At 51.0% G+C, this 21824-nt stretch carries 20 protein-coding genes and 1 pseudogene; 11 read left to right on the plus strand and 10 right to left on the minus strand.

All coding sequences use genetic code 11. From position 1 onward, the window contains the following. The 5 genes and pseudogenes from tyrS to EVJ33_RS08660 form a co-directional block, all read right to left on the minus strand. Positions 1-1251, minus strand: a complete 1251-nt coding sequence (gene tyrS, locus EVJ33_RS08640) for a tyrosine--tRNA ligase (protein WP_131436309.1) — start codon at positions 1249-1251, stop codon at positions 1-3. Next, positions 1235-1744 (minus strand): MarR family winged helix-turn-helix transcriptional regulator, encoded by a 510-nt coding sequence (locus EVJ33_RS08645; protein ID WP_161566920.1) that lies wholly within the window; start codon positions 1742-1744, stop codon positions 1235-1237. Before EVJ33_RS08645 ends, tyrS begins: the two co-directional genes overlap by 17 nt. A gap of 104 nt (positions 1745-1848) precedes the next feature. Beyond that, a complete protein-coding gene (locus EVJ33_RS08650; RefSeq protein ID WP_201739683.1) occupies positions 1849-2685 on the minus strand; it encodes a Cof-type HAD-IIB family hydrolase in 837 nt (278 codons plus the stop codon). Positions 2686-2832: 147 nt separating this feature from the next. After that, positions 2833-2928: pseudogene (locus tag EVJ33_RS15605) on the minus strand (AraC family transcriptional regulator); the annotation flags it as partial. A 55-nt stretch (positions 2929-2983) separates the two neighbouring features. Next, on the minus strand, positions 2984-4366 hold the full coding sequence (locus EVJ33_RS08660; protein WP_330857568.1) for a hemolysin family protein: 1383 nt from the start codon (positions 4364-4366) through the stop codon (positions 2984-2986). A 349-nt stretch (positions 4367-4715) separates the two neighbouring features. On the opposite strand from EVJ33_RS08660, the gene EVJ33_RS08665 reads away from it, so the two are divergent. Then, positions 4716-4904, plus strand: a complete 189-nt coding sequence (locus EVJ33_RS08665) for a hypothetical protein (RefSeq protein WP_131436313.1) — start codon at positions 4716-4718, stop codon at positions 4902-4904. 49 nt (positions 4905-4953) lie between these two features. Here EVJ33_RS08665 and EVJ33_RS08670 read toward each other — a convergent pair whose 3' ends face one another. Beyond that, positions 4954-6276, minus strand: coding sequence for a hemolysin family protein (locus EVJ33_RS08670; protein ID WP_131436315.1), 1323 nt, complete (start codon positions 6274-6276; stop codon positions 4954-4956). 188 nt (positions 6277-6464) lie between these two features. On the opposite strand from EVJ33_RS08670, the gene EVJ33_RS08675 reads away from it, so the two are divergent. After that, positions 6465-7385: a TerC family protein gene (locus EVJ33_RS08675; RefSeq protein WP_131436316.1), complete on the plus strand. Its 921-nt coding sequence runs from the start codon at positions 6465-6467 to the stop codon at positions 7383-7385. Between the two features lie 104 nt (positions 7386-7489). Beyond that, positions 7490-7663, plus strand: coding sequence for a hypothetical protein (locus EVJ33_RS15535; RefSeq protein ID WP_201739684.1), 174 nt, complete (start codon positions 7490-7492; stop codon positions 7661-7663). 44 nt (positions 7664-7707) lie between these two features. Here EVJ33_RS15535 and EVJ33_RS08680 read toward each other — a convergent pair whose 3' ends face one another. Next, complete coding sequence (locus EVJ33_RS08680; protein ID WP_131436317.1) at positions 7708-8205, minus strand: DUF305 domain-containing protein; 498 nt, start codon at positions 8203-8205, stop codon at positions 7708-7710. Between the two features lie 175 nt (positions 8206-8380). Between EVJ33_RS08680 and EVJ33_RS08685 the strand changes: the two genes are divergently transcribed. From EVJ33_RS08685 to EVJ33_RS08695, 3 genes are read left to right on the plus strand one after another with little or no spacing between them, the layout of a single operon-like run. Next, positions 8381-9829 (plus strand): UDP-N-acetylmuramoyl-L-alanyl-D-glutamate--2,6-diaminopimelate ligase, encoded by a 1449-nt coding sequence (locus EVJ33_RS08685; RefSeq protein ID WP_131436318.1) that lies wholly within the window; start codon positions 8381-8383, stop codon positions 9827-9829. A gap of 54 nt (positions 9830-9883) precedes the next feature. After that, positions 9884-10561, plus strand: coding sequence for a response regulator transcription factor (locus EVJ33_RS08690; RefSeq protein ID WP_131436319.1), 678 nt, complete (start codon positions 9884-9886; stop codon positions 10559-10561). Beyond that, complete coding sequence (locus EVJ33_RS08695) at positions 10558-11952, plus strand: sensor histidine kinase (protein WP_161566921.1); 1395 nt, start codon at positions 10558-10560, stop codon at positions 11950-11952. Before EVJ33_RS08690 ends, EVJ33_RS08695 begins: the two co-directional genes overlap by 4 nt. A 37-nt stretch (positions 11953-11989) precedes the next feature. Here the strand turns inward: EVJ33_RS08695 and EVJ33_RS08700 are convergent, their stop codons facing one another. Together EVJ33_RS08700 and EVJ33_RS08705 are read right to left on the minus strand one after the other, a co-directional pair. After that, on the minus strand, positions 11990-12946 hold the full coding sequence (locus tag EVJ33_RS08700; RefSeq protein WP_131436321.1) for a F510_1955 family glycosylhydrolase: 957 nt from the start codon (positions 12944-12946) through the stop codon (positions 11990-11992). A 59-nt stretch (positions 12947-13005) separates the two neighbouring features. Next, the gene (locus EVJ33_RS08705; protein ID WP_483297308.1) at positions 13006-14862 is read right to left on the minus strand and encodes a heavy metal translocating P-type ATPase; all 1857 of its coding nucleotides are present in this window, start codon (positions 14860-14862) and stop codon (positions 13006-13008) included. 282 nt (positions 14863-15144) lie between these two features. Between EVJ33_RS08705 and EVJ33_RS08710 the strand changes: the two genes are divergently transcribed. From EVJ33_RS08710 to EVJ33_RS08725, 4 genes are all read left to right on the plus strand, one after another. Then, a complete protein-coding gene (locus EVJ33_RS08710; protein WP_131436322.1) occupies positions 15145-16644 on the plus strand; it encodes a multicopper oxidase family protein in 1500 nt (499 codons plus the stop codon). Between the two features lie 26 nt (positions 16645-16670). Continuing rightward, the gene (locus EVJ33_RS08715; protein ID WP_131436323.1) at positions 16671-17252 is read left to right on the plus strand and encodes a YdhK family protein; all 582 of its coding nucleotides are present in this window, start codon (positions 16671-16673) and stop codon (positions 17250-17252) included. Positions 17253-17730: 478 nt separating this feature from the next. Next, positions 17731-18447: a peptidoglycan DD-metalloendopeptidase family protein gene (locus EVJ33_RS08720; protein ID WP_131436324.1), complete on the plus strand. Its 717-nt coding sequence runs from the start codon at positions 17731-17733 to the stop codon at positions 18445-18447. 202 nt (positions 18448-18649) lie between these two features. Next, a complete protein-coding gene (locus EVJ33_RS08725; protein ID WP_131436325.1) occupies positions 18650-19816 on the plus strand; it encodes a sensor histidine kinase in 1167 nt (388 codons plus the stop codon). A 30-nt stretch (positions 19817-19846) separates the two neighbouring features. Here the strand turns inward: EVJ33_RS08725 and EVJ33_RS08730 are convergent, their stop codons facing one another. Continuing rightward, positions 19847-21289 (minus strand): carbon starvation CstA family protein, encoded by a 1443-nt coding sequence (locus EVJ33_RS08730; protein WP_131436326.1) that lies wholly within the window; start codon positions 21287-21289, stop codon positions 19847-19849. A gap of 246 nt (positions 21290-21535) precedes the next feature. On the opposite strand from EVJ33_RS08730, the gene EVJ33_RS15540 reads away from it, so the two are divergent. Further along, complete coding sequence (locus tag EVJ33_RS15540; RefSeq protein WP_021066172.1) at positions 21536-21682, plus strand: hypothetical protein; 147 nt, start codon at positions 21536-21538, stop codon at positions 21680-21682. The last annotated feature ends 142 nt before the right edge of the window (positions 21683-21824 follow it).

Raw genomic sequence — 21824 nt, forward strand, 5'->3', positions numbered from 1 at the left:
TTAGTCTTTCAGTTGAATGAATTTACGTTTGCCGACCTGTAGAATCATACCCGCTTTGAGTAGGATTGCCGCGTCGCTATCCGTCTGTTTATCCCCATCGATCCGTACTCCACCACCAGCAATCATGCGCTTCGCTTCGCTCTTTGAAGCGAATAAATCGAATTTCATGACTGCCTCAAGTAACGTCACAGATTCCCCGTTTGGAATTTTTCGTTGTTCAATATCCTCTGGCAATAAGCGGAGCTGAAACACTTGTTTGAAACCTTGTTCGGCTTGTTCCGCCGCCTTTTCACCATGGTATAGCTCGACGAACCGTTTAGCGAGTTTCATTTTCGCATCTCGCGGGTGTAAGCTCCCTGACGAGAGTGCGCGTAGCGTCGTCTCAATCGTTTCCTGTGGGAATCCCGTCGCCAACGTGAAAAACTTTGGCATGAGCTCATCCGGAAGCGACATCGTCTTTCCATACATGTCCGCGGGCGAATCATCGATCCCGATGTAGTTGTGTTTTGATTTCGACATCTTCTCGACCCCATCTAGCCCTTCTAACAGCGGCATCAAGATAGCGACTTGTTTTTCTCGCCCGTATTTTTCTTGGAAATGTCGTCCCATCAAGATATTGAAATGCTGATCGGTTCCTCCGATTTCAATATCGCTCTCGAGATGAATCGAGTCATACCCTTGCAATAGAGGGTAGAAGAATTCATGGAGGGAAATCGGTTTACCAAGGGCGAGCCGTTCCTCGAAGTCATCCCGTTCCATCATACGAGCGACTGTGATTTTACCGGCTAGTCCAATGACATCCTCGAGGCTGAGTCCTTTTAGCCATTTTGAATTATAGTGCAGGACGACACCGTCCATATCGATCAGCTTGCCGAATTGATCAAAATACGTTTGCGCATTTTGCTTGACCACTTCATCCGTAAGTTGGACCCGCGCCGTTGATTTCCCAGTCGGATCTCCAATCTTTCCAGTGAAATCACCAATAATCAAGTGAATCTCATGACCGTTTTCTTGAAATTGGCGAATCTTGTTTAACACGACAGTGTGTCCTAAATGAATATCGGGCGCTGAGGGATCGAGGCCGAGTTTGACCTTGAGTGGACGATTATTGATCAGCGATTTTGCTACTTTCATCCTCAGCTCTTCGGTAGGAATGATGTCATCCACCCCTTGCGTGTATTCAGCCATCTGCCTCTCGACTTCCAGTAACTGCTCATCGGTCAGTGTCATCTCTTCAAACGTCTGTTTCATTCGACTCACTCTCTCCTTTGTTGTTCATTTTGTTTAATAATCGAAGCAATGTCTTTTTCTCGCCCGTGTCCAAATATCGGACGAGTCGGCGTTCCTCCGCATGGAACTTCGGGTACAGTGTCGCTACTGTTTCTTCACCGGATTTGGTCAAAAGTAGTCGTGTCATACGGCGATCTTTTTTGTCGCTCTCACGTCCGCAATAGCCATTCTTCTCAAGCGTCTTTGACACATTACTGACCGTGGCCTTACTGATACCAACTTTGCCCGCTAAATCACGTACTTCTAGCTTTCCATGCACGAACAGTTCGTAAAGAATCGCGAAGGCGGTCCAAGACAGACGATAGTGAACGAGCACTTGATTCTCAAAGTGACTTCTCATCGTATGCGCAAAATGATCAATCGATGTCAAAATCGCTATGGCATCACGATCGAGTTCATCAACAAAAGGTTTGAATCGGTCGTCCCAATCTGGTTCTCGCAGGTCGTGTCTCATCTTCATCCTCCTAAATCGTTAGCTATGAAACGATATTAATTGAAGTCTCCCTAAAATGCAACCCAAAAAAAGAGACCCTCTCCGAAGACGGTCTCTTTTATCAGTTACATCAGTCTATATTTTCTAAAGCTATTGAAGAGCCCGTCCTGATCACACGCGTCCGTCACGTCGTCCGCGACGCGCTTGACCTCGGGTTTGGCGTTGCCCATGGCGACACCGACCTCGACGTATTCGAGCATCTCGATGTCGTTCAACCCGTCCCCGTAGGCGAACGTCTGCGAACGCTCCAACCCTAGATGTTCGAGCAGCGTCGCGATCGCCGTTGCTTTATTGACGCCCGGGATGGACAACTCCCCACTGTTGGCCCCGAATACGACGACCGTGCTCGGAATGACAGTGAAGCGAGATGCGAACTCTTGTTGGATGACGTCGAGCGGCACGGATGAGCCGAGGAACGAGATTTTGTTCACGTCGGGACGGACGAGGTCGACCCCTTCCATCATTGCGTCATGGAACGGCTTCAAGCCGCGCTCGATTGTCGCGCTCGCCTCCGGATTGTTTGCCATCAACTCGTCAATCATCGTCGCCACCCGTGCCTTGGCGTTGCCGCCGGCGAACAGGCCGTCGTTCGACTCGAGATAGAAGTCGATGCCGTGTTCGGTGAAGAAGGAGATGAGGTGGCTCAAATCATCGACGGAGACTTGTTGATGGTACAACACTTCCTCCTCGAGCTCGATGTAGCCCCCGGCTGCCCCGATGATGCCGTCAAAGCCGACGTCGAGAATATCCGAGAATAGCTCGGCCTTCGAGCGCCCGGTCGACAAAAAGACGAGGTGACCGTTTTGTCGCGCCTGTCGGACAGCCTCTTTGGCCGATCCCGGGATGTTGCCGTGGTCATCGACGAGCGTGCCGTCAACGTCTAGAAAGATGATGTGTCGCATAATGTCCTCCTTTTTTGTCCTGAAAAACAAGAAAAACCTAAACCAGACGCAACGCGTGCGCCCAGTTTAGGTTTTGCCTGACATCTCAGTAACAATCCTAGTGTATATCGTTTTCCCTTCAAGCATACCGCTCGCGTATTTCGTTTGTCAAAGCTGTCGTTGTTGCCGCACGTCGGCCCGGGGCGGCAGCCCGAACAACCGTGCATACTCGCGGCTGAACTGTGATTGACTCTCATAGCCTACAGGAACACTGTTTCGCCTACGTCTGTCTGAAACCTTGTTCATGATTCTAGAGTAATCACTCTGCTTCTGTCGATTGCGGCATTTCGTCCGCATGAAGTTCGAGACGAACACGCTCAACGTGATGATCCGTCATCTCGATGACTGTCATCGAATAGCGGTCAAACTCGAGTTGATCGCCAATGACGTACTGCGAGCGTTGCAACTGCAACCAACCGCCTAACGTATCGATTTCGTCTGAGTCCTCGAATCGGATACCGAAACGTTCCTCAAGGTCGTTGAGCAATACCCGTGTCTCAACATCATATACCGTGGCACTCACGCTATGGATTGGATCCATCTCGTCCTCGTCGAACTCATCACGGATTTCGCCGACAATTTCTTCGAGCAAGTCCTCGAGCGTAATCAATCCCGAAGTCCCACCATATTCGTCTAAGATAACAGCGATTTGTGTACGAGCTTCTAGCATTTGTTTCAATGTATCTTCCAAAGGTGTCATCTCATGGACGACCGGAAGCTCTTTCACATAGGTAGATAAGACGATAGACGGACTTGTCGCTAGACCCATCAACACTTCTTTGACGTTAATGTAGCCAATTAAATGGTCTTTGTCGCCATCTTCCGTGATCGGATAGCGCGTATATTGGCTATCTGCGAACGTGGCGAGCACTTCTTCGCGCGTCGCATCCAGGTCAATCGTCTCGATTTTTGTCCGTGGCACCATCAAGTCTTTCGTGACGTGCTGGTCGAACGAGAAGATGTTCTGCATCATCGCGAGTTCCGTCTGGTTGATTTCACCACTTTGGAAGCTTTGCGCCATAATGATTTTCAGCTCTTCTTCCGAGTGCGCCTGCTCGTGTCCTGCCGGCTTCACACCGAACAACCCAAGCAGCAATCGTGCTGAACCGTTCAACAACCAGATGAACGGGAACATGACTCGACCGAACCAGAAGAGCGGACGTGCGAAGATGAGTGTCATCCGTTCTGGGAATTGAATCGCGAGCGTCTTCGGTGCCAGCTCTCCGATGACGACGTGTAAGAACGTGACGAGTGCGAACGCAATCGCGAATGAGATGGCAGATGCGACCGCGGCCGGAATCTCAAACTGATTAAAGACTGGGGTGAGCAAACGCACGACCGATGGTTCTCCGAGGAAACCGAGTCCGAGTGCCGTCACCGTGATCCCAAGCTGGCACGCTGATAAGTAGTAGTCAAGGTCAGATGCGACTTTTTTCGCGAGCACTGCCGACTTGTTCCCTTCGGCAATCAACTGATCGAGTCGTGACATCCGGACTTTGACGACCGCAAACTCCGATCCGACAAAGAAAGCGGTGAGCGCAATCAATAATGCCACCAATGACAATAATAACCAAATCGGGCCTTCAACATCTCCTCCGCCGCCCCCGGCAGCCATTACCTGTGTAGAATAGATCCTGTCCACATTTTCCTCGAATTACTCGAGTGACACCTCCATAGTATTTAAAAATTTTAGCAAGGTCACTTGAACGCAACTTTGCCTAACGATAAAGATAGCATCTTTCTTGTCAAACGAACAAGTTGTGGACCGAGTACTTTTTTTAAGCAGCGTTCTGCTGTAAACAAGGCGTCGACCAAGCGCTCATACACTTGAATCTTATACCATGCTCGCTTTTCTCCCATTTAATATGTATGAGACATTGGTTAACTTTCAAGAAATGTGTGAAAATAAGTTCTTGTGACCTTTAAAGTTTATTTTTCTGGAATTCGGTTAAATTATGAATATAGACCTGAAACGAGGAGGAATTAGAGAAATGTCTGATCATAAACAGAACGGTAAGTACGATCATATCATCGATCAAGTTGCGGCCAAAGCGAAGGAAGTCGCCGGCAAAATGAACGAAAACCAAAGCAATGGTACGTCTCACTCGAGCGGACGGCAAGATTCGCTGACCGATAAAGTGAAGGGTGTCTTCAATCAATTTCAAAAGAATAAAAAATGAAAAAGAAGTCTCTCCCGTGTCGGTTCGTCGATATTGGAGAGACTTCTTTTTATTGTGGCTCGATGGACGGTTCCGACTCAAGCGGTTGAACCAAGACTTGGTCGATTCGGCGACCATCCATATCGACGATCTCAAAGCGCAGACCGTGCGCCTCGGTGACGTCTCCCTTTTTCGGGAACGTACCAAGTTGCGTGATGACGAATCCAGCCAACGTATGATAAGCCGATCGCTCTTGTCCTTCTAACGCATCCGGCAAACCAAAAATCTGCTTCGCCTCGTCAATATTGAGCATCCCATCGGCCAGGTATGACCCGTCCTCGCGTTGAACGACCGACGGCTCCTCCTCTTCGATGGCAACTTCACCGACGATTTCTTCTAAAATATCGAACAAGGTGACGACTCCTAAGAATCCACCGTACTCATCTAATACGAACGCCATCCCGACGCCGCTCTGTTGCATCGATTGAAGAACGAGGCTTCCTTCTTGCTGGCGCGGCACGACGAGCGCCTGTTTGACCCGCTTCAAAATTTGCGTCTCGTGTTTCAATGACGGCAAAGTCAACAGTTCGCGTACTTCGACGAAACCAATAAACTGGTCGAGACTGCCACGACCGACCGGCAACTTGTTGTGCTGGCTCTTGTAGATTGCCTCTTGAATCTCTTCAATCGAATCGTCGAGGTCAATCCATTCAACGGTCGTACGTGGTTGCATCAATTGATAGATGTAGCGGTCGTGGAAGGCGAACAAACGCTCGACTTGCTTGACTTCGTCATGGGCGAAATCGCCTTGCGCCATCCCTTCACTTAACAACTGTTTGATTTCGAGTTCTGTTTCTCCGCTTGATTGCTCAGATTTCAACCCGAGTAACTTGTAGACGACGAGTGTCGACTTCGAGAGCACCCAGACGAACGGCTTCATCACTTTGCTGAAAAAGTCGAGCGCCGGGATAATCGTCATCGTCACCCGTTCCGGTGTCACGAGGGCAATCCGTTTCGGGACGAGCTCGCCGATGATGAGCGACAAGTACGTGATGATCGTGACGACGATGATGTATCCGAGTGTGCCGGCAAGCTCGCTCCCGATGCCGAGCGCGATTAATTGTTGCGCCAACGGCTCCGAAAAGCGTGCTCCACCGAACGCCCCGTTGATGATACCAATCAACGTAATCCCGACTTGGACGGTCGACAACAAGTCGGTCGGATCTTTTGCGTGTCGTAAGGCAATTGCCGCGCTACGGCTCCCTCTCGCTGCGGCCGCTTCGAGCCGGCTCGGTTTCGAGGAGATGAGCGCAATCTCAGACATCGCAAAAATACCGTTCAATACAATGAGAAACCAAATAATCGATAAATCAATCAGCCAGGATGAATCCAAGGCTTATTCCACCTCTTTCGGTTAAGTTAATTTTATTTTACAGCGTCAACTGATTCTTTACAATTTCAAAGTCGTTAGAACTCGAAATGTATCTTACAACTCTCTCGAAAAAATAGATTGACTTTAAGTTCTTATGACCTTAAATTAATTATATAGAGTTCATATGAACCTAAAAGGAGGAATTGTTGTTGACCCTACTCATCGCCTTTTTGGCACTCGTCATCTTCATGCTCGCGCTTGACCTCGGGGTGTTTCACCGTAAGGCACACGAAGTCTCGCTCCGTGAGGCATGGACATGGACGTTCGTTTGGATTGGAATCGCCCTCGCGTTCGGCGGTTGGTTGTTTTACTCGCAAGGCAGCACGGTCGCGACAGAATATGCGAGCGTCTACTTCATTGAGAAAGCACTCGCCATCGACAACGTGTTCGTCTTCTCGCTCGTCTTCGCTTATTTCGCGATTCCGCTCAAATATCAGCATAAGGTGTTGTTTTGGGGCATCCTCGGCGCGATTTTCTTCCGGGCCGTCTTCATCGTCGCCGGTGTGTCGCTGTTAGAAAACTTCGGTTGGGTCTATTACGTGTTCGGTGCCTTCCTCGTCTATACCGGATGGATGATGTTCAAGAATATCGGCAAGGACGAGTCGCTTGAAGAGAATAAGACGATCCGTTGGCTTGAGCGCCGTTTGCCGATCACGCAAGACATCTCGTCTGGTAAGTTCACGAACCGTATCAACGGCAAACTGTTCTTCACGCCGCTCTTCATCGCGCTCATCTTCATCGAGCTGTCGGATATCGTCTTTGCCGTCGACTCGGTCGCGGCCAGCTTCGCTTACTCGCGTGATCCGTATATCATCTTCTACGCGAACATCATGGCAATCCTTGGACTTCGTAGCCTCTACTTCGTCCTCGCCAACTTGATTGACCGCTTCTACTATTTGAAGCACGGGCTCAGCTTCATGCTCGTCTTCATCGGAACGAAGATGATTTTCGGTGACATCTATAAAATGCCGATTTGGATGTCGCTCGGCGCCATCGTCCTCGTCATCTTGATCAGCGTCGTCTATAGTTTCTACAAAACGAAACCAAATGAGCAAACCAACGTATTATAAGTCAACAGAGACGCGCTAGACGCCTCGCCTCCATTTGATACGTGTAAAACTTATCAGATGTGGGTAAAAATGAATTCTAGCAAACAAAGAAAAGGTGGTAACGAATGTTTGACCGTATGGGTGATGTGAGTATTGGACTCGTCTTCGGGATTGTATTGATGCTGTTGTTCAACAGTCTGTGGGGACTTGGAGTCGGTGTGATATTAGGAATCTTCTTCCTCGTCGCACCGCGCTCGACAAACCGCCGTACTAGAAACTATATACCGCAAGCACGCTAAGCCGGGGCACACGCCTCGGTTTTTTCTATGAGAAAAGCGACCGATTACTCGGTCGCTGTTGTTGTCGATTCAGCTTCTTTTGCCGCTTCCTCTTCTTCTTTTTCTAACTCTTCAATCAGCCGCTTCATCTCGGCGATTTCTCGTTCTTGCGCTTTGATGATTTCTTCTGACAACTGTTTCACGCGCGGATCCTCGATTTCAGCCCGCTCGCTCGTCAAAATAGCGATGGAGTGGTGCGGAATCATCGCCTTCATCCAACTGACGTCATCGACCGTCGTCTGACTCCGGACGAGCCATAGCGACAATCCGAACACGAGCGCGCTCACGCCTAAAATGACCGCGTTCACCTTCTTGTTTTTGTACATGCCCCACATGAACAGCAGCATGACGAACGCCATGACCGAGCCCATGATGAGCGCCATGTACAGACGCGTCTGACTGAAGAAGATGTGATCGAGTTGGAACACGTTCAAATACATAAGCCAATACATGAGGAACGTCGACACAAGAATCATCACACCGAATTTCGCATAAGGTTTCATTGTTCTCTCCTGCCTTTCTGTTTATTTGCTTCTACGTATTCCTTTGCCTATTCTTTTTTTGTTAAAACCCTATGGACCATCTCGTCGAGCGAGCATTCCTATCATTTCACTTCTTTTTCACAAACAGGGACTATACTGTCAAAATGGACTTTATCGAAAAAGGAGAAATCAAGCCGTGCTCAAAACGATGCAAGACCTGTTGGCAGAGCTAAAACAGCTCGTGACATGGACGTATTTAGACAACCCTGCCGAAACCGTGATCGAAGGCATTTCCTTCTCCTCAAAAGAAATCAAACAAAATTATTTATTCGTCTGTATATCAGGGTATCGACACGATGGTCATGACTTCGTGAACGAAGCGATCCACAACGGGGCCGTCGCCATCATCGCCGAACGTCCGATCGAGGCCCGGGTGCCTGTCATCTATTGTAAAGATACGAAACACGCTTTGGCTGAACTTGCCAGTGCATTTTACGATCATCCAACGACGCGACTACGTCTGCATGGCGTCACCGGGACGAACGGAAAAACGACGACGACCGCGCTCGCGCATCAACTGTTTGACCGTCTCGATCTCTCAGCCGGTTTAATCGGCACACTTGGCATTACCTATGCCGGACAGACGTTCGAGACACCGAACACGACACCCGATGCACTGACGATTCAACGCCACCTCCACACCATGGTCGAGGCCGGTGTGACGGATTGTCTGATTGAAGTCTCGTCTCAAGCTATTGCAGAGGGACGTATCGCGAACTTGTCATTCGACACGACCTCGTTTCTCAACCTGTCTCACGACCACTTGGACTATCACGGCACGATGGAGACGTATGCGTACACGAAAGCTCAATTGTTCGCGCAATTGTCGGATGTGGGTTGTGGGATCGTCAATGGTGACGATCCGCATCACGAGGTCATGCGGTCCATCGCGCCACCGCACACGAGGCAGTTCATGTTCAGCCGTTCTTCGTCTACGGCCGACTTGCTCGGTCAGACAAAAGATGACCATTTTGCGATTCATATGGACGGAGACACGACCTGGTCTGCACTCCCGTTCCAAGAAGACTATAATCTCGACAATATGTTATGTGCGATCAGTATCGTCCTTCAAAAGGGTGTCTCATTAAAAGAGATTGTTCCCCACCTCTCGCACTTACACTTACCGAGCGGGCGACTCGAGAAAGTGACAGGTATCACGACACCAGTCTATATCGACTACGGGCACACCCCGGATGCCATAAAAAAAGTCGTGACATCGCTAACGGCTCGTCACTCTCGTGTCCTTGTATTACTCAGTGCTGCCGGGGAGCGAGACCGGATGAAACGTCGGATGATGACTGACGTGGTCGCCGCTTCAGGTGCCGACTTCATCTTGACGGTCCACGATCCGCGTCATGAAGACCCGAAGCAAATCCTCGATGATTTAGCGGATGGACAGTCTACTGAACTCGCCCATTTCGACAAGCGTGAAGAAGCGATCCGTTTCTTCTGTGAACGGATGGTAGACTATGATTGTGGCGTCCTGTTCGGGAAAGGACATGATCGCGTCGAGCGCATAAACGACGACCTCGTGCCGTTCGACGAATCGGAACTTGTCCGACAGTTCTTTACAAGGAGAACGTAGCGCGACTCTCGAAATTGGTAGGAATGATGGACGCAGACAAAAGGAGGACAACAGATGAAAATCTTGATTGTCGATGACGAAGTGAAAATGAGACGACTCCTTCGCTTATTCCTCGAAGGGGACGGCTATACATGCATCGAGGCAGCGGACGGACAAGAAGCGATGGAGCTCATTTCTGAGCGCCCGGACCTCGTCATGTTAGATATCATGATGCCCGGTGTCGACGGGATCACGTTGTGCCGCCAAATCAAAGCACTCGATGCCGAGCTCCCCGTCGTCTTGCTGACGGCCCGATCGGATAGTGAGACGACGATTCGAGGGTTGGACGCCGGTGCGGACGATTATGTGACGAAGCCGTTCGAAGGGAACGTCTTACTCGCTCGCATCCGTGCCGTCTTGCGACGCAGCCGGATGACGAACGTCAGCTACGGTCAATTACGCTACGAGGAAGCGAGTGGTCGTATTCTTTATCAAGAGCAAGAAGTCGTCTTGACACCGAAGGCGACGGCCATTTTGAAACTGTTTCTACAACACCCGAACCGTCTGTACAATCGGATGGACTTATATGACTTGGTATGGCCCTATTCGTCTGAGTCGGACCCGCGCACGGTCGATGCCCACATCCGCATGATTCGCGACAAACTCGGTGAGGCCGGCTTCCCGATCGACGACTATTTGAAGACAGTATGGGGACGCGGTTATCGTTGGAGCGAGGAGCGATCGGACTCATGACGTTTCGACGCAATAGCCTCCCGTTCCGGATCAGCCTGATCTTTTTATTGACGACGTTATTGATTGAAGGTGTCTTGTTCTTATTGCTCTACCATACACTCCTCGGTGAGCGCGTCGTCGAAGAAATCGATCGACTCGAGTCGAGAGCCGAGAGTCACGCGAACGTATTGTCGATGAGTTTTGATGCCGAGACAATCGGTCACGTCGCGACGATGGAAAGCGAGACTGACACGAAAGTCGCCATCACCGCTCCCGACCATTCAATCTTACAGACGTCCAATCGATTTCCTGACCCGCTCGCGACGCTCGTTCAAGGTGAAGCGAACCGAGAAGATGTAAATGAGACGATTGTTCTCGAGAATGATTGGGAGAACGGGCCGTATCTCGCGGTGCGGACCCCGATTGACGCCATGGAAAACGACACCCGCTTCGGATATGTGTATATGTTTCTCCCGACCGAGATCATTCACGAAATCAGCCATCGCCTCCAACTCCGATTTCTCTACATCACAGGGATCGCGCTCGTCATCACCGTTTTGACGTTCGTCTTACTGAGCCGTTTGATTTCAAATCCGATTCAGCTATTGCGCCGAGCGACCGAGGACGTACTGACAAATCCTGAGACGTTGACGCTCCCGACGACTCGAGAAGACGAGATCGGGGAACTCGCCCGCTCGATTGAAGCGATGTCGCTTGAACTGGCCCGCCTCCGGAAAGAGCGCAATCAATTTTTATCTGACCTCGCCCATGAGATTAAAACGCCGCTCACATATCTCCAAGGCTATGCCGAAATCGCGTCCAAACCGCAGACACCAGAGTCGTTAAAAAAACAATCGATTCAGACGATTCTCGAGGAGAGCCAGGCGTTGACCGAGCTCGTCGAGAACGCGTTCCAGCTCGCCCAGTTGGACGAGAACACGTTCACGTTGCATCGCGAAACCGTGCCTGCAGGTGAGTTATGCGAAGATTTACGGAGAGTGCTCGATACGATGTTCCGGGTGACACCGATCGCTTTCAAAGCTCAGACCGATTGCAGTGCAACAGACGTCGTCCTTCAGTTGGACCGAAACCGAATCTTACAAGTGTTCCGTTCCATCGCCCACAATGCGATTGAACACAGCGAGGCACACCACGTCCGATTTGATATGCAGCGTACGGATGAGTCGCTTCATTTCACGATTCAAGACGACGGGAAAGGAATCCCGCAAGAGGACTTACCTTACATCTTCGACCGCCTGTATCGGGTCGAGAAATCACGTTCCCGTCGTACAGGAGGCAGCGGCCTCGGCCTCGCCATCGCCCATCAAATCGTCCGGTTGCATGATGGCACGTTGACCGTCGCCTCCAATCCATCCGGAACGACGTTCACGATCACGCTTCCGCTCCACTAAAAATGGTCGGCCCCTGACTCAGGCGCCGACCATTTTTTCAGTTCACGTTTCCCGCTTTCAACAGTTGCGTCCACCCCTCGTCTTCGAAGACATACACACTGTTGTCCGATGTCGCTAGCAACAATCGATCTGCTTCCATCACAAGTTCAATCGGGACGTTGTCCGCGCTCATCGACGGCAAGTCGATGGACGTCTCCGTCTCCTCGGTCAAATCCGAGACAACAAGATCGAACGAGGTACCTGTTTTAGCGATATACGACAGTTGTCCTTTTGCCGTGGCCATCGTGACGATGTTTCCTTGATCATTGAACGGCTCGAACGTATCTCCCCCGTCGTCTGAAACGAGGATGCCATCCGGTCCATAGACGAAGACACGTTTCGGTTCGCTTGCATCGGCCGAAATACCCGCGATGCCACGACCTTCGATCCCGTCCATCTTCATCGGTTCAAACGAGACACCGCCATCGAGCGAACGATAAAAACCTGGCGCGAGCTCTTTTGTCGCTTGTTCTAAATAGACGTAAATACTTTCTGTTTCATAACCTACGCTCATATAGTGAAAATCCGCTTCACCTTCTAGCGAGCGAATCTCGAGCGTCTCGCCTTTCTCGGTTCCACGGACGACGCCGAGCGGATTCTCATATTGCGAATCCTGCGCTGGGTGACCGCTCGCGTAAAAGCCGTCCGCGACGAGCTCGAAGCCCATATAGTCATGCCGGTTCGACGACAACTCATACCAGCCGTCTTCCCTGAATTCCATCAGTCCCGTATGCGTCGCGATGACCGGGCGTCCGTCTTGCCAAAAACCGGCACCATGGATATGCGAGACCGTTGTGCCTATTTTTGTCGCTTCCCAGCGGTCCGGCACCTGTTCCGTCGACATCTCTTTTTCTTCCGTGACCGGTTCCGTCGACTCGCTCACTGGCGTCGCTCCCCCACACGAGGCAAGGAATACCGTCATGATGAGCGTCGGTACGAGTAATGTTCGTCTCATTTAAAGTCCCTCCATCTTTAGCATCTTCCTTAGTATATAAACTAAAGATGAAAAACTTGTTAAAGTTTAAGCGTCCGCGCATTCAAGGCGACGATGACGGTACTGAGACTCATGAGTACGGCGCCGACGGCCGGTGACAAGATGATACCGATTGGGGCCAACACGCCGGCCGCGAGCGGAATGGCGACGATGTTGTAGCCGGCAGCCCACCACAGATTCTGCATCATCTTGTTGTACGTGTTGCGAGACAAGTCGAGAATCGATAGCACGTCTTTCGGGTTGCTCCGGACGAGGACGATATCGGCCGTCTCGACGGCGACGTCGGTCCCACTCCCGATGGCGATCCCGACATCTGCTTGAGCCAAGGCCGGCGCATCATTGATGCCGTCCCCGACCATCGCCACTTTGCTGCCGTCGGCTTGGACGGTTTGGACTTGCCGTGATTTATCATCCGGTAACACTTCGGCGTATACTTCATCGATGTGAAGTTGGGACGCGACCCAGTCAGCCACTTTCCGGTTGTCCCCGGTGAGCATGATCGAGCGGACACCGCGCTCTCTCAACGCTCGGACCGTCTCTTTCGCCTCATCGCGAACCATGTCCGCCAAGGCGATCATGCCGACCAACTCTCCGTCGCGAATCGTGAAGACGACGGTCTTCCCGGCGGCCGATAACTGATCAAATGTCGCTTCATCGATCGACAGCTCGTGCTCGCGAATAAAACGAGGACTGACGACTTGGACATGACTTCCGTCTACCTGTCCTTCTAACCCGATACCCGTAATCGAGGCGAAATCGAAGACCTCAGGCAATGTCAAACCTCGCTCTTCCGCTTCGCGAAGAATCCCTCGTGCGAGCGGATGTTGCGAGGCCGTCTCGACGGCGGCAGCCAGACGCAACACGTCATCGTTCGTGTAAGAGGATGCGGCTTCAATGTCCATCACCCCAAACTCACCTTGCGTCAGCGTGCCCGTCTTATCGAAAATGACCGCATCAAGATGACGCGCCTCCTCGAACTGGGTCCGATTCCGAATTAGCAACCCGCGTTTCGCCGATAGCGACGTCGAGACCGCCACGACGAGCGGAGACGCAAGGCCGAGCGCATGCGGACATGAGATGACCATGACGGTGACCATCCGCTCGACGGCCATACTGACCGAGTAGCCGAGAGCGAGCCAAATGACGAACGTCAGCACGCCCGCCCCGACGGCGACATAGAACAAAAGCTTGGCGGCCCGATTGGCCAGGTTTTGCGTTTTTGATTTGGATTCCTGCGCTTCTTTGACCAAGTCGATGACTTTCGACAAGTACGTGCTCTCCCCCGTGCTCGTCGTCGCAATCGTCATACTACCTTCTTGGTTGATCGACCCGGCGATGACGACATCCCCAGCCTCTTTCTCGACAGGCATCGACTCACCGGTCAACATCGACTCATCGACCGTTGTCCGCCCTTTCAGCAGTTCCCCGTCGACAGGAATCTGCTCGCCCGGTTTGACGAGAATCAAATCTCCGGCGGCGAGCGCCGAGACGGGAACGTCTTCGATATCACTCCCGTTGATGCGGTGCGCCACACTCGGCAATAACCGAACGAGTTGTTGCAACGCGTTTGAGGCGCCCATGATGGAGCGCATCTCAATCCAATGCCCGAGCAGCATAATGACGATCAACGTCGCCAACTCCCAAAAGAAATCATGCCCTTGTCCATATCCGAACACGATGGCGACACTATAAAAGTACGCGACGCTGATGGCCAGTCCAATCAGCATCATCATCCCCGGATTTCGTTGCCGCAATTCGTCGAGACTCCCTTTCAAAAACGGCCAGCCCCCATAGACGTACACAATCGTCGCCAACACGAATAACGTCTCCTTGTCATAAGGAAACGTGAGTTCGAAACCAGCCCACTCTTGAATCATATCCGACAAGATGAGAATCGGGAGCGTCAGTCCTAACGAGACGAAAAATCGACGTTTATACTCTGCAATCATCCCTTCATGTCCGCCGGCATGCGAGTCGTGCGCTTCCCCGTGCTCATGGTCAGATGACGCGTGATGTGGATGTTCCACAATGACCACCTCCTATATATACCACATACCCCTATAGAGTATATAAAAACTTTTTTCTCGTTTAACAAATATTTCATAAGTTGTTGGTATAACTAAATAGGCTCTTGCTTAAAGTAGAGAGGATGATGCCTTATGAACCGCGTCATGAAATGGGTTATCGGGATGGGTATCGTAAGTATCGTGATTGGACTGCTCCTTCTATTGTTCACGTTCACTCCTGGACGTTGGATGATGGGAAACGGCTCATTCATGGGAGATCGGGACGATGTGGGTATGATGCACGGGAACAGCGGGATGGGACGTGGGAACACAATCGACCTCATCGCCTCCGACGAACCAGCCCAACCGCTCCCGATACCGGAACGGCTACAACCTGACCGCGCCACAGACGAGGCGCTTTATTATACGGTCCGCACCGAACGTGGCGAGCATCGCTTCTTCGACGAAGGCGTCAACACGGATACGCTCGGCTATAACGGGAATTTACTCGGCCCGATGATTGAGTTGCCGGCCGGGAAGACCGTGTATATCGACACAATCAATCAGCTCGACGAGCCGACCTCTTTCCATTGGCACGGTCTCGTCATTCCTGGAGAAGAAGACGGCGGACCGCACCAACTGATTGGCCCGGGTGAGCAAAAACAAGTTCGTCTCGATATTGACCAAGAACCGGGAACGCTCTGGTTCCATCCACATCCGATGGGCGCAACGGCCGAACAAGTATACCTTGGTTTGGCCGGTCTCCTTTATGTGACGGATGGCATATCCTCGGGTCTGCCGAACGAGTACGGTATCGATGACATCCCGCTCATCGTCCAAGACCGTCTCTTCACAGACGACGGACAACTCGATTACGACCGCCAAATGAACGTCGATGGGACGGTCGGTGATACGTTAATCGTGAACGGAGCCATCAATACGACGTTCGACGTGACGACGAATACGTTACGCGTCCGCCTCGTCAACGGGTCGAACGCTCGGAACATCGACTTCCCCTTATCGAACGGATCGTCATTCACTCAAATCGCGACTGACGGCGGGTTGCTCGACAAACCCGTACCACTCAAAACGTTGACGCTCACACCTAGTGAACGTGCCGAGATTTTAATCGACTTCTCAGACTTGTCACTCGGAGACGACCTCGCTCTTCAAGCAAATGGAATCCCGTTCACGACGTTCACGGTGCGTGACCAAGTCGATCAGGATGGCGAATGGAGCGATGCCTTTGACGGAACGGCTGCGTCCAACGAATCAAGCGTTGCCGACCGACGTCTCACGTTGTTCGGGATGGGAAACATGGTGACAATTGACGGGAAACAGTTCGACCCCGACCGAATCGACATCAATGTCCAACAAGGCTCGACCGAGGTATGGGAAATTTATAACCGGGAAGACATGATGGGCGGGATGACCCATCCATTCCACGTCCATGGCGTCCAATTCCGAATACTTGAACGAGACGGCCAGCCCCCGCCTGACAACGAACGCGGCTGGAAGGATACGGTCGCCGTCGCAGCTGGCGAAAAAGTAAAAATTGAAATGACGTTCACAGAAACAGGGACGTTCATGTATCACTGTCACATCTTGGAACATGAAGAAAACGGGATGATGGGACAATTAAAAGTAGATTGACCACATTATGTTTGGAGGGAATACAGATGAAGGTAAACAAAAAACTTGGAATGATGACGATGGCACTCTCACTGAGCGGCTTGCTCGTCGCCTGTGGCGAAGATGAAGCGATGAACAATGACACGAATATGAATGACCAGATGGAAGAGACGATGGACGGAAACGATCATGCAGGAATGGACAGGTCCGGCTCTGGTGACGTACCGGAAGGCTTGAAGTCAGCCGAGAACCCAACGTTCGCGGTCGGTGACACGGCCGTCATCACAGAAGCCCATATGCCGGGGATGGAAGGTGCCGAGGCGACGATTGTCGGTGCCTACGACACGGTCGTATATAGCATCTCGTATGATCCAATGCATGGCGGGGAGCGCGTCGAAGACCATAAATGGATTATCCATGAGGAAATCGAAGATGCGACACAAGCCCCGTATAAGGTTGGTGATGAAGTCGATGTCGAGGCGGAACATATGACCGGTATGGGCGGCACGACCGCTACCATCGATTCGGCTGAAAAGACGACCGTCTACATGGTCGACTTCACGTTAGAATCTGGGGAAGACGTGACCAATCATAAATGGGTCACCGAGGCAGAACTAGCTGCACCGTAACCGAAATGGTCAACGAATATATCATGCCTTCTCAGTCAGGGCAGACACGCTAAACCGGGGCTCACGCCTCGGTTTTTGCTTATGCATATTGGAGGAAAACACATGAACTATTCAGCGTCAGACTTGAAATCGAGAGGATTGAAATTAAAAACAAAGGAAATAAATGACAAAATATCTTGTTTTCGATCTGTCCTTGTTTTATTTAGTCTAAAACAGATAAAATTACCCTATTTTTAAAATGACTAAACTACGAAAGATTAGTTTATTTTAATTATAGGCATATTCTCTTACGTCAAATAAACGTTATATATGTTGGTATGACTAGACTTTACTAGTCCACAATCGTTTTCATAACGATTATACTTTTTTGAAATATAAATGACATATTTAATTCTATTTTTTGATGGTAAAATTTTTTTATCAGGTAATTATCATTGTTCTGTCGCATTGTTACATAATTGAAAGGATTTACCATACTATGAAAAAACAACTGATGACGATCACATTAGGCGCCCTTCTCGTTTCCGGCTTAACAGTCCCCGCTTCGACACCGGTAGAGGCAGCTACATCGTATAAAGTCCAAGTGACGACGAACGTCCTGAATGTACGGACGGGCCCATCGACATCTTATCAAAAAGTCGGCAGTGCCAAACTCGGTCAAACGTTCACGTATCTTGGCGCAACAGGTTCATGGACAAAAATCAGTTATAATGGTAGTACTAGATACGTATCAAGTACGTATGTGAAAAAATATAGCAGCACGTCACTCCAAACGGTCACAGCGAACAAGTTCTTGATTCCAACGAAAGGGACATTGACGCAAGGTTACGGCCCGGCGAGCGGCAAATATGGCTACACGTTCCATAACGGCATCGATTTAGCAGCCGCCAAAGGCACGACGGTCCAAGCCGCAGCCACCGGCCAAGTCATCGTCGCCCGGAACTACGGCGCCTACGGCAACCACGTCATAATCTCACACACGATCAACGGCCAAGCGTATACGAGCGTCTACGCTCACATGGACCGCTTGAACGTCGTCAAAGGGCAGACGGTCGCCAAAGGGACAAAAATCGGAACGGTCGGCAACACGGGCAACTCGTTCGGAAACCACCTCCACTTCGAGATCCATAAAAACAAGTACGTCTACAGCAGCTCGACGGCTGCCAACAGCGTCAATCCATACACGCTCTTCTAACTTTGACGCCTCTCTCGTATTCTCGAGGGAGGCTTTTTTCATAGAATCGATACCGAATCGTCCATACATCCCGATTGTGACCCGTTTTTGCTTAGGTATATGGATGGTATAGGGAATTAAAGCGGAATATCGTATAATGAATGGGAATGCTACGTACTCACTTACTTTCATATACAACCTATGATGGAAAGGAGGTTTTCCCATGAATCGAAAATCGTTCTATCCGGCTCGAAGACATCACGGACGGTCATCGAGCAGTCGTTCCATCGTGACGAAGCGATCACGATCCCCTCACGCCTTCCCGATCGCTTCACTCGTCGAAGAAGTCCAGGACGCCGTCTGCTATATCGACTTCACGCGGAACCATCTGTATTCGAATGAACAGCTCCGCACCATCTGTCCGTCCATGGAGACGCGTCGTTTTCACAACATCGACGGCATGAGTCGTTTCTTTCATGAGACGTTCGAGCAGAACGGCGCCGACATGAACGATGTGATGTTGTTTTGGGATGAGCTCATGACGAACCGGTTCGGCTGTTGCCCGAGTATGGATGCGAAGTCGCTCCGAATTGGCGAGCGGACGATGCAACTCATTTTGAATTTCACCCACACCCCGCGTGGCGTTTTTATCATGTGGCGCGACATCACCGACGCCATCCGGTTCGAGGAGCAGAAGGATGCTTTCCTCGCCGAGCTGTCTCACGAGTTCCGCTCCCCACTCACGGCTATCAACGGCTATGCCGAGCTGCTCATGTACCAACATAGCGACAACGACAAAACACACGGGATGTTGTCGCTCGTCAAACGGGAAGCCGAACGACTCGAGCGGCTCGTCGATAACTTCCTCGACTATCAGCGCGTCAACTACTCCGAAGAGCTGTTGTCACTGTCGACGTTCGCCTTGCGACCGGTGCTCGAGGACGTCGTCGCCCACTACAAAGCGACATCTCCTCAGCACGATGTCATCTTATCGGCCGAAAATGTGACAATTGAGGCCGACGAGGAGAAGCTGTTGCAGTTGCTCCACAACTTGATTGGTAACGCCGTCAAGTACTCTCCGGATGGTGGCACGGTCTATGTCGAGCAGACAATCGAGGGCGAAACGTATGTCCTATCAGTGCGTGACACAGGAATTGGTATCCCGAGCGACGCCATCCCGTACGTATTCGACGAATATTACCGGGTCGACTCGGATGCTCACCGTTCCATCAAAGGGACCGGACTCGGCCTCCGTATCTGCAAACGGATCGCCGAGGCGCACGGTTGGGGCATTGACGCCGAATCGGTGTACGGAGAAGGGACAACGTTCTCCATCTATTTGTATACTCATAGCAAAACGCTGCTCTCGGAACAACATACAACCGAGTAAAAAGGGTTTGGCCTCGGCCAAACCCTTTTGTCATGCTGCTTGATCACTTGATATGTCGCACTCGAAACGTTGTTCACGCATCGCTTTCGCGTGTCGGAAGAACAAGCCGAACAGCGTGACCGTGCCAATCGTGGCCAGAATATACGGAAGCACTCCGTCCATCTTGAAGCCAATCGGGGCCGTCAAAATGTAGAACCAGACGACGTACAACATGAACGTCCCCGGCAAAAGCGCGACCCAGTAGTTCCGCCCTTTGATATACAAGTACGTCGCGCCGACGAACAAAGCGATGACCGCCGTCGTCTGGTTGGCCCAGTTGAAGTATTGCCAAAGCAGACGGAAGTCGACTTTCGTCAAGATGAACGACAAGACGAAAAGTGGAAGCGCGATCCACAGACGTGATGTGAACTTCTTCTGGACGATGTTCAAGTAGTCGGCGATAATCATCCGGGCGCTACGGAATGCCGTGTCGCCTGACGTGATCGGTAAAACGATGACGCCGAGGATGGCGAGCGTCCCACCGATGCTGCCGAGCATGAGCGTCGCCACTTCCTGAACGACGAGCGCCGGTGTGCCGGCATTGATCATGGCGAGCAGTTCACCCGGCTCAAAGATGGCCATGGCGGCAGCCGCCCAAATCATGGCGATGACGGCTTCGACGATCATCATGCCGTAAAAGATTGAGCGGCCGTTGCTCTCTTTCATCGTCGTCCGCGAGATGATGGGGGACTGCGTGGCATGGAAGCCTGAGAGCGCACCGCACGAGATCGTGAAGAAGATGAGCGGCCAGAGCGGCAAGTTGTCGGGGTGCATGTTCGTCAACGTCATCTCCGGGATTTGGTAGCCTTGCGTGAATAGGCTGACGGCAATCCCAATCGCGCTCAACAAGAGAAGCGCCCCGAAGAACGGATAGATGCGACCGATGATTTTATCGACTGGGAGGAGCGTCGCCAAGATGTAGTAAGCAAAGATCCCGAACGTGACGATCGCGAGCGTCGAGCCGTTGCCATCGAACAAGTTGTTGATCATATTGGCTGGTGATGTGACGAACACCGTCCCGACTAAGAGCAACAAGAGAAGCGCAAAGCCGTTGACGACATGGCGGAGCGAGCGACCGAGGAACTTCTCGGCGAGTTGCGGCAAGTGTGCCCCGTTGTTGCGAAGCGAAATCATGCCCGTCAAATAATCGTGCACCGCGCCAGCGAAGATCGAGCCAAGTACAATCCATAGGAATGCGACCGGACCGTACAACGCCCCCATGATCGGTCCAAAGATTGGGCCGACGCCGGCGATGTTCAACAGTTGAATCATTGAGTTGCGCTTTGTGCCCATCGGTACGTAGTCAATGCCGTCCTGTGACGCATAGGCGGGCGTCGTCCGTTCTTCTTTAATACCGAACGTCTTCTCGACGTACCGGCCGTAGACGAGATAACCGAGCAATAATAGTCCTAACGCTAAGAAAAATGTAACCATGGGATGGTCCTCCTATATATAAGTGATTTATGAATTCCTCATGTGAAATATATCACTTGATTAATATAGCAGGGTTCCTATCCATTGAATAGATATGTTTGCTCACAATTTCACATGAAAACAGAAGTGTTCATCTTTTAGACAAACGTTGTCGTTGAGCCGTTTTTATGAAAACGCTTGCTTTTAGAATGATTCCATGCGAAACCGGGAACAGTCGAACAGAGAGAAGTAGAAAGGATGATTTTCATGAAACGCCAACGTGGATTTTTAGCACTCCCGGTCGCTGTCGCTTTTATCCTCATCTTCGGCCTGTTGTTCGATAACTGGTGGCTCGGACTCGGCATCGGCATTGCGATGTTTTTCGCGTTCCAAGGAACGAAGAAGAAAGCGTGAGGCGACACGATCTACTTTCAATCGCCGAATTTCACACTGGAAATAAAGTGCTCTGGTAAGAGAATCTACCATTGATTTAGGTGGTCAATTCTCTTATTTTTTTGCTTTCCGTCATGAGAAGCACGAGCAAATAAAAACATTG

The organism is Exiguobacterium sp. SL-10 (assembly GCF_004337025.1).
Classification (GTDB): Bacteria; Bacillota; Bacilli; order Exiguobacteriales; family Exiguobacteriaceae; genus Exiguobacterium.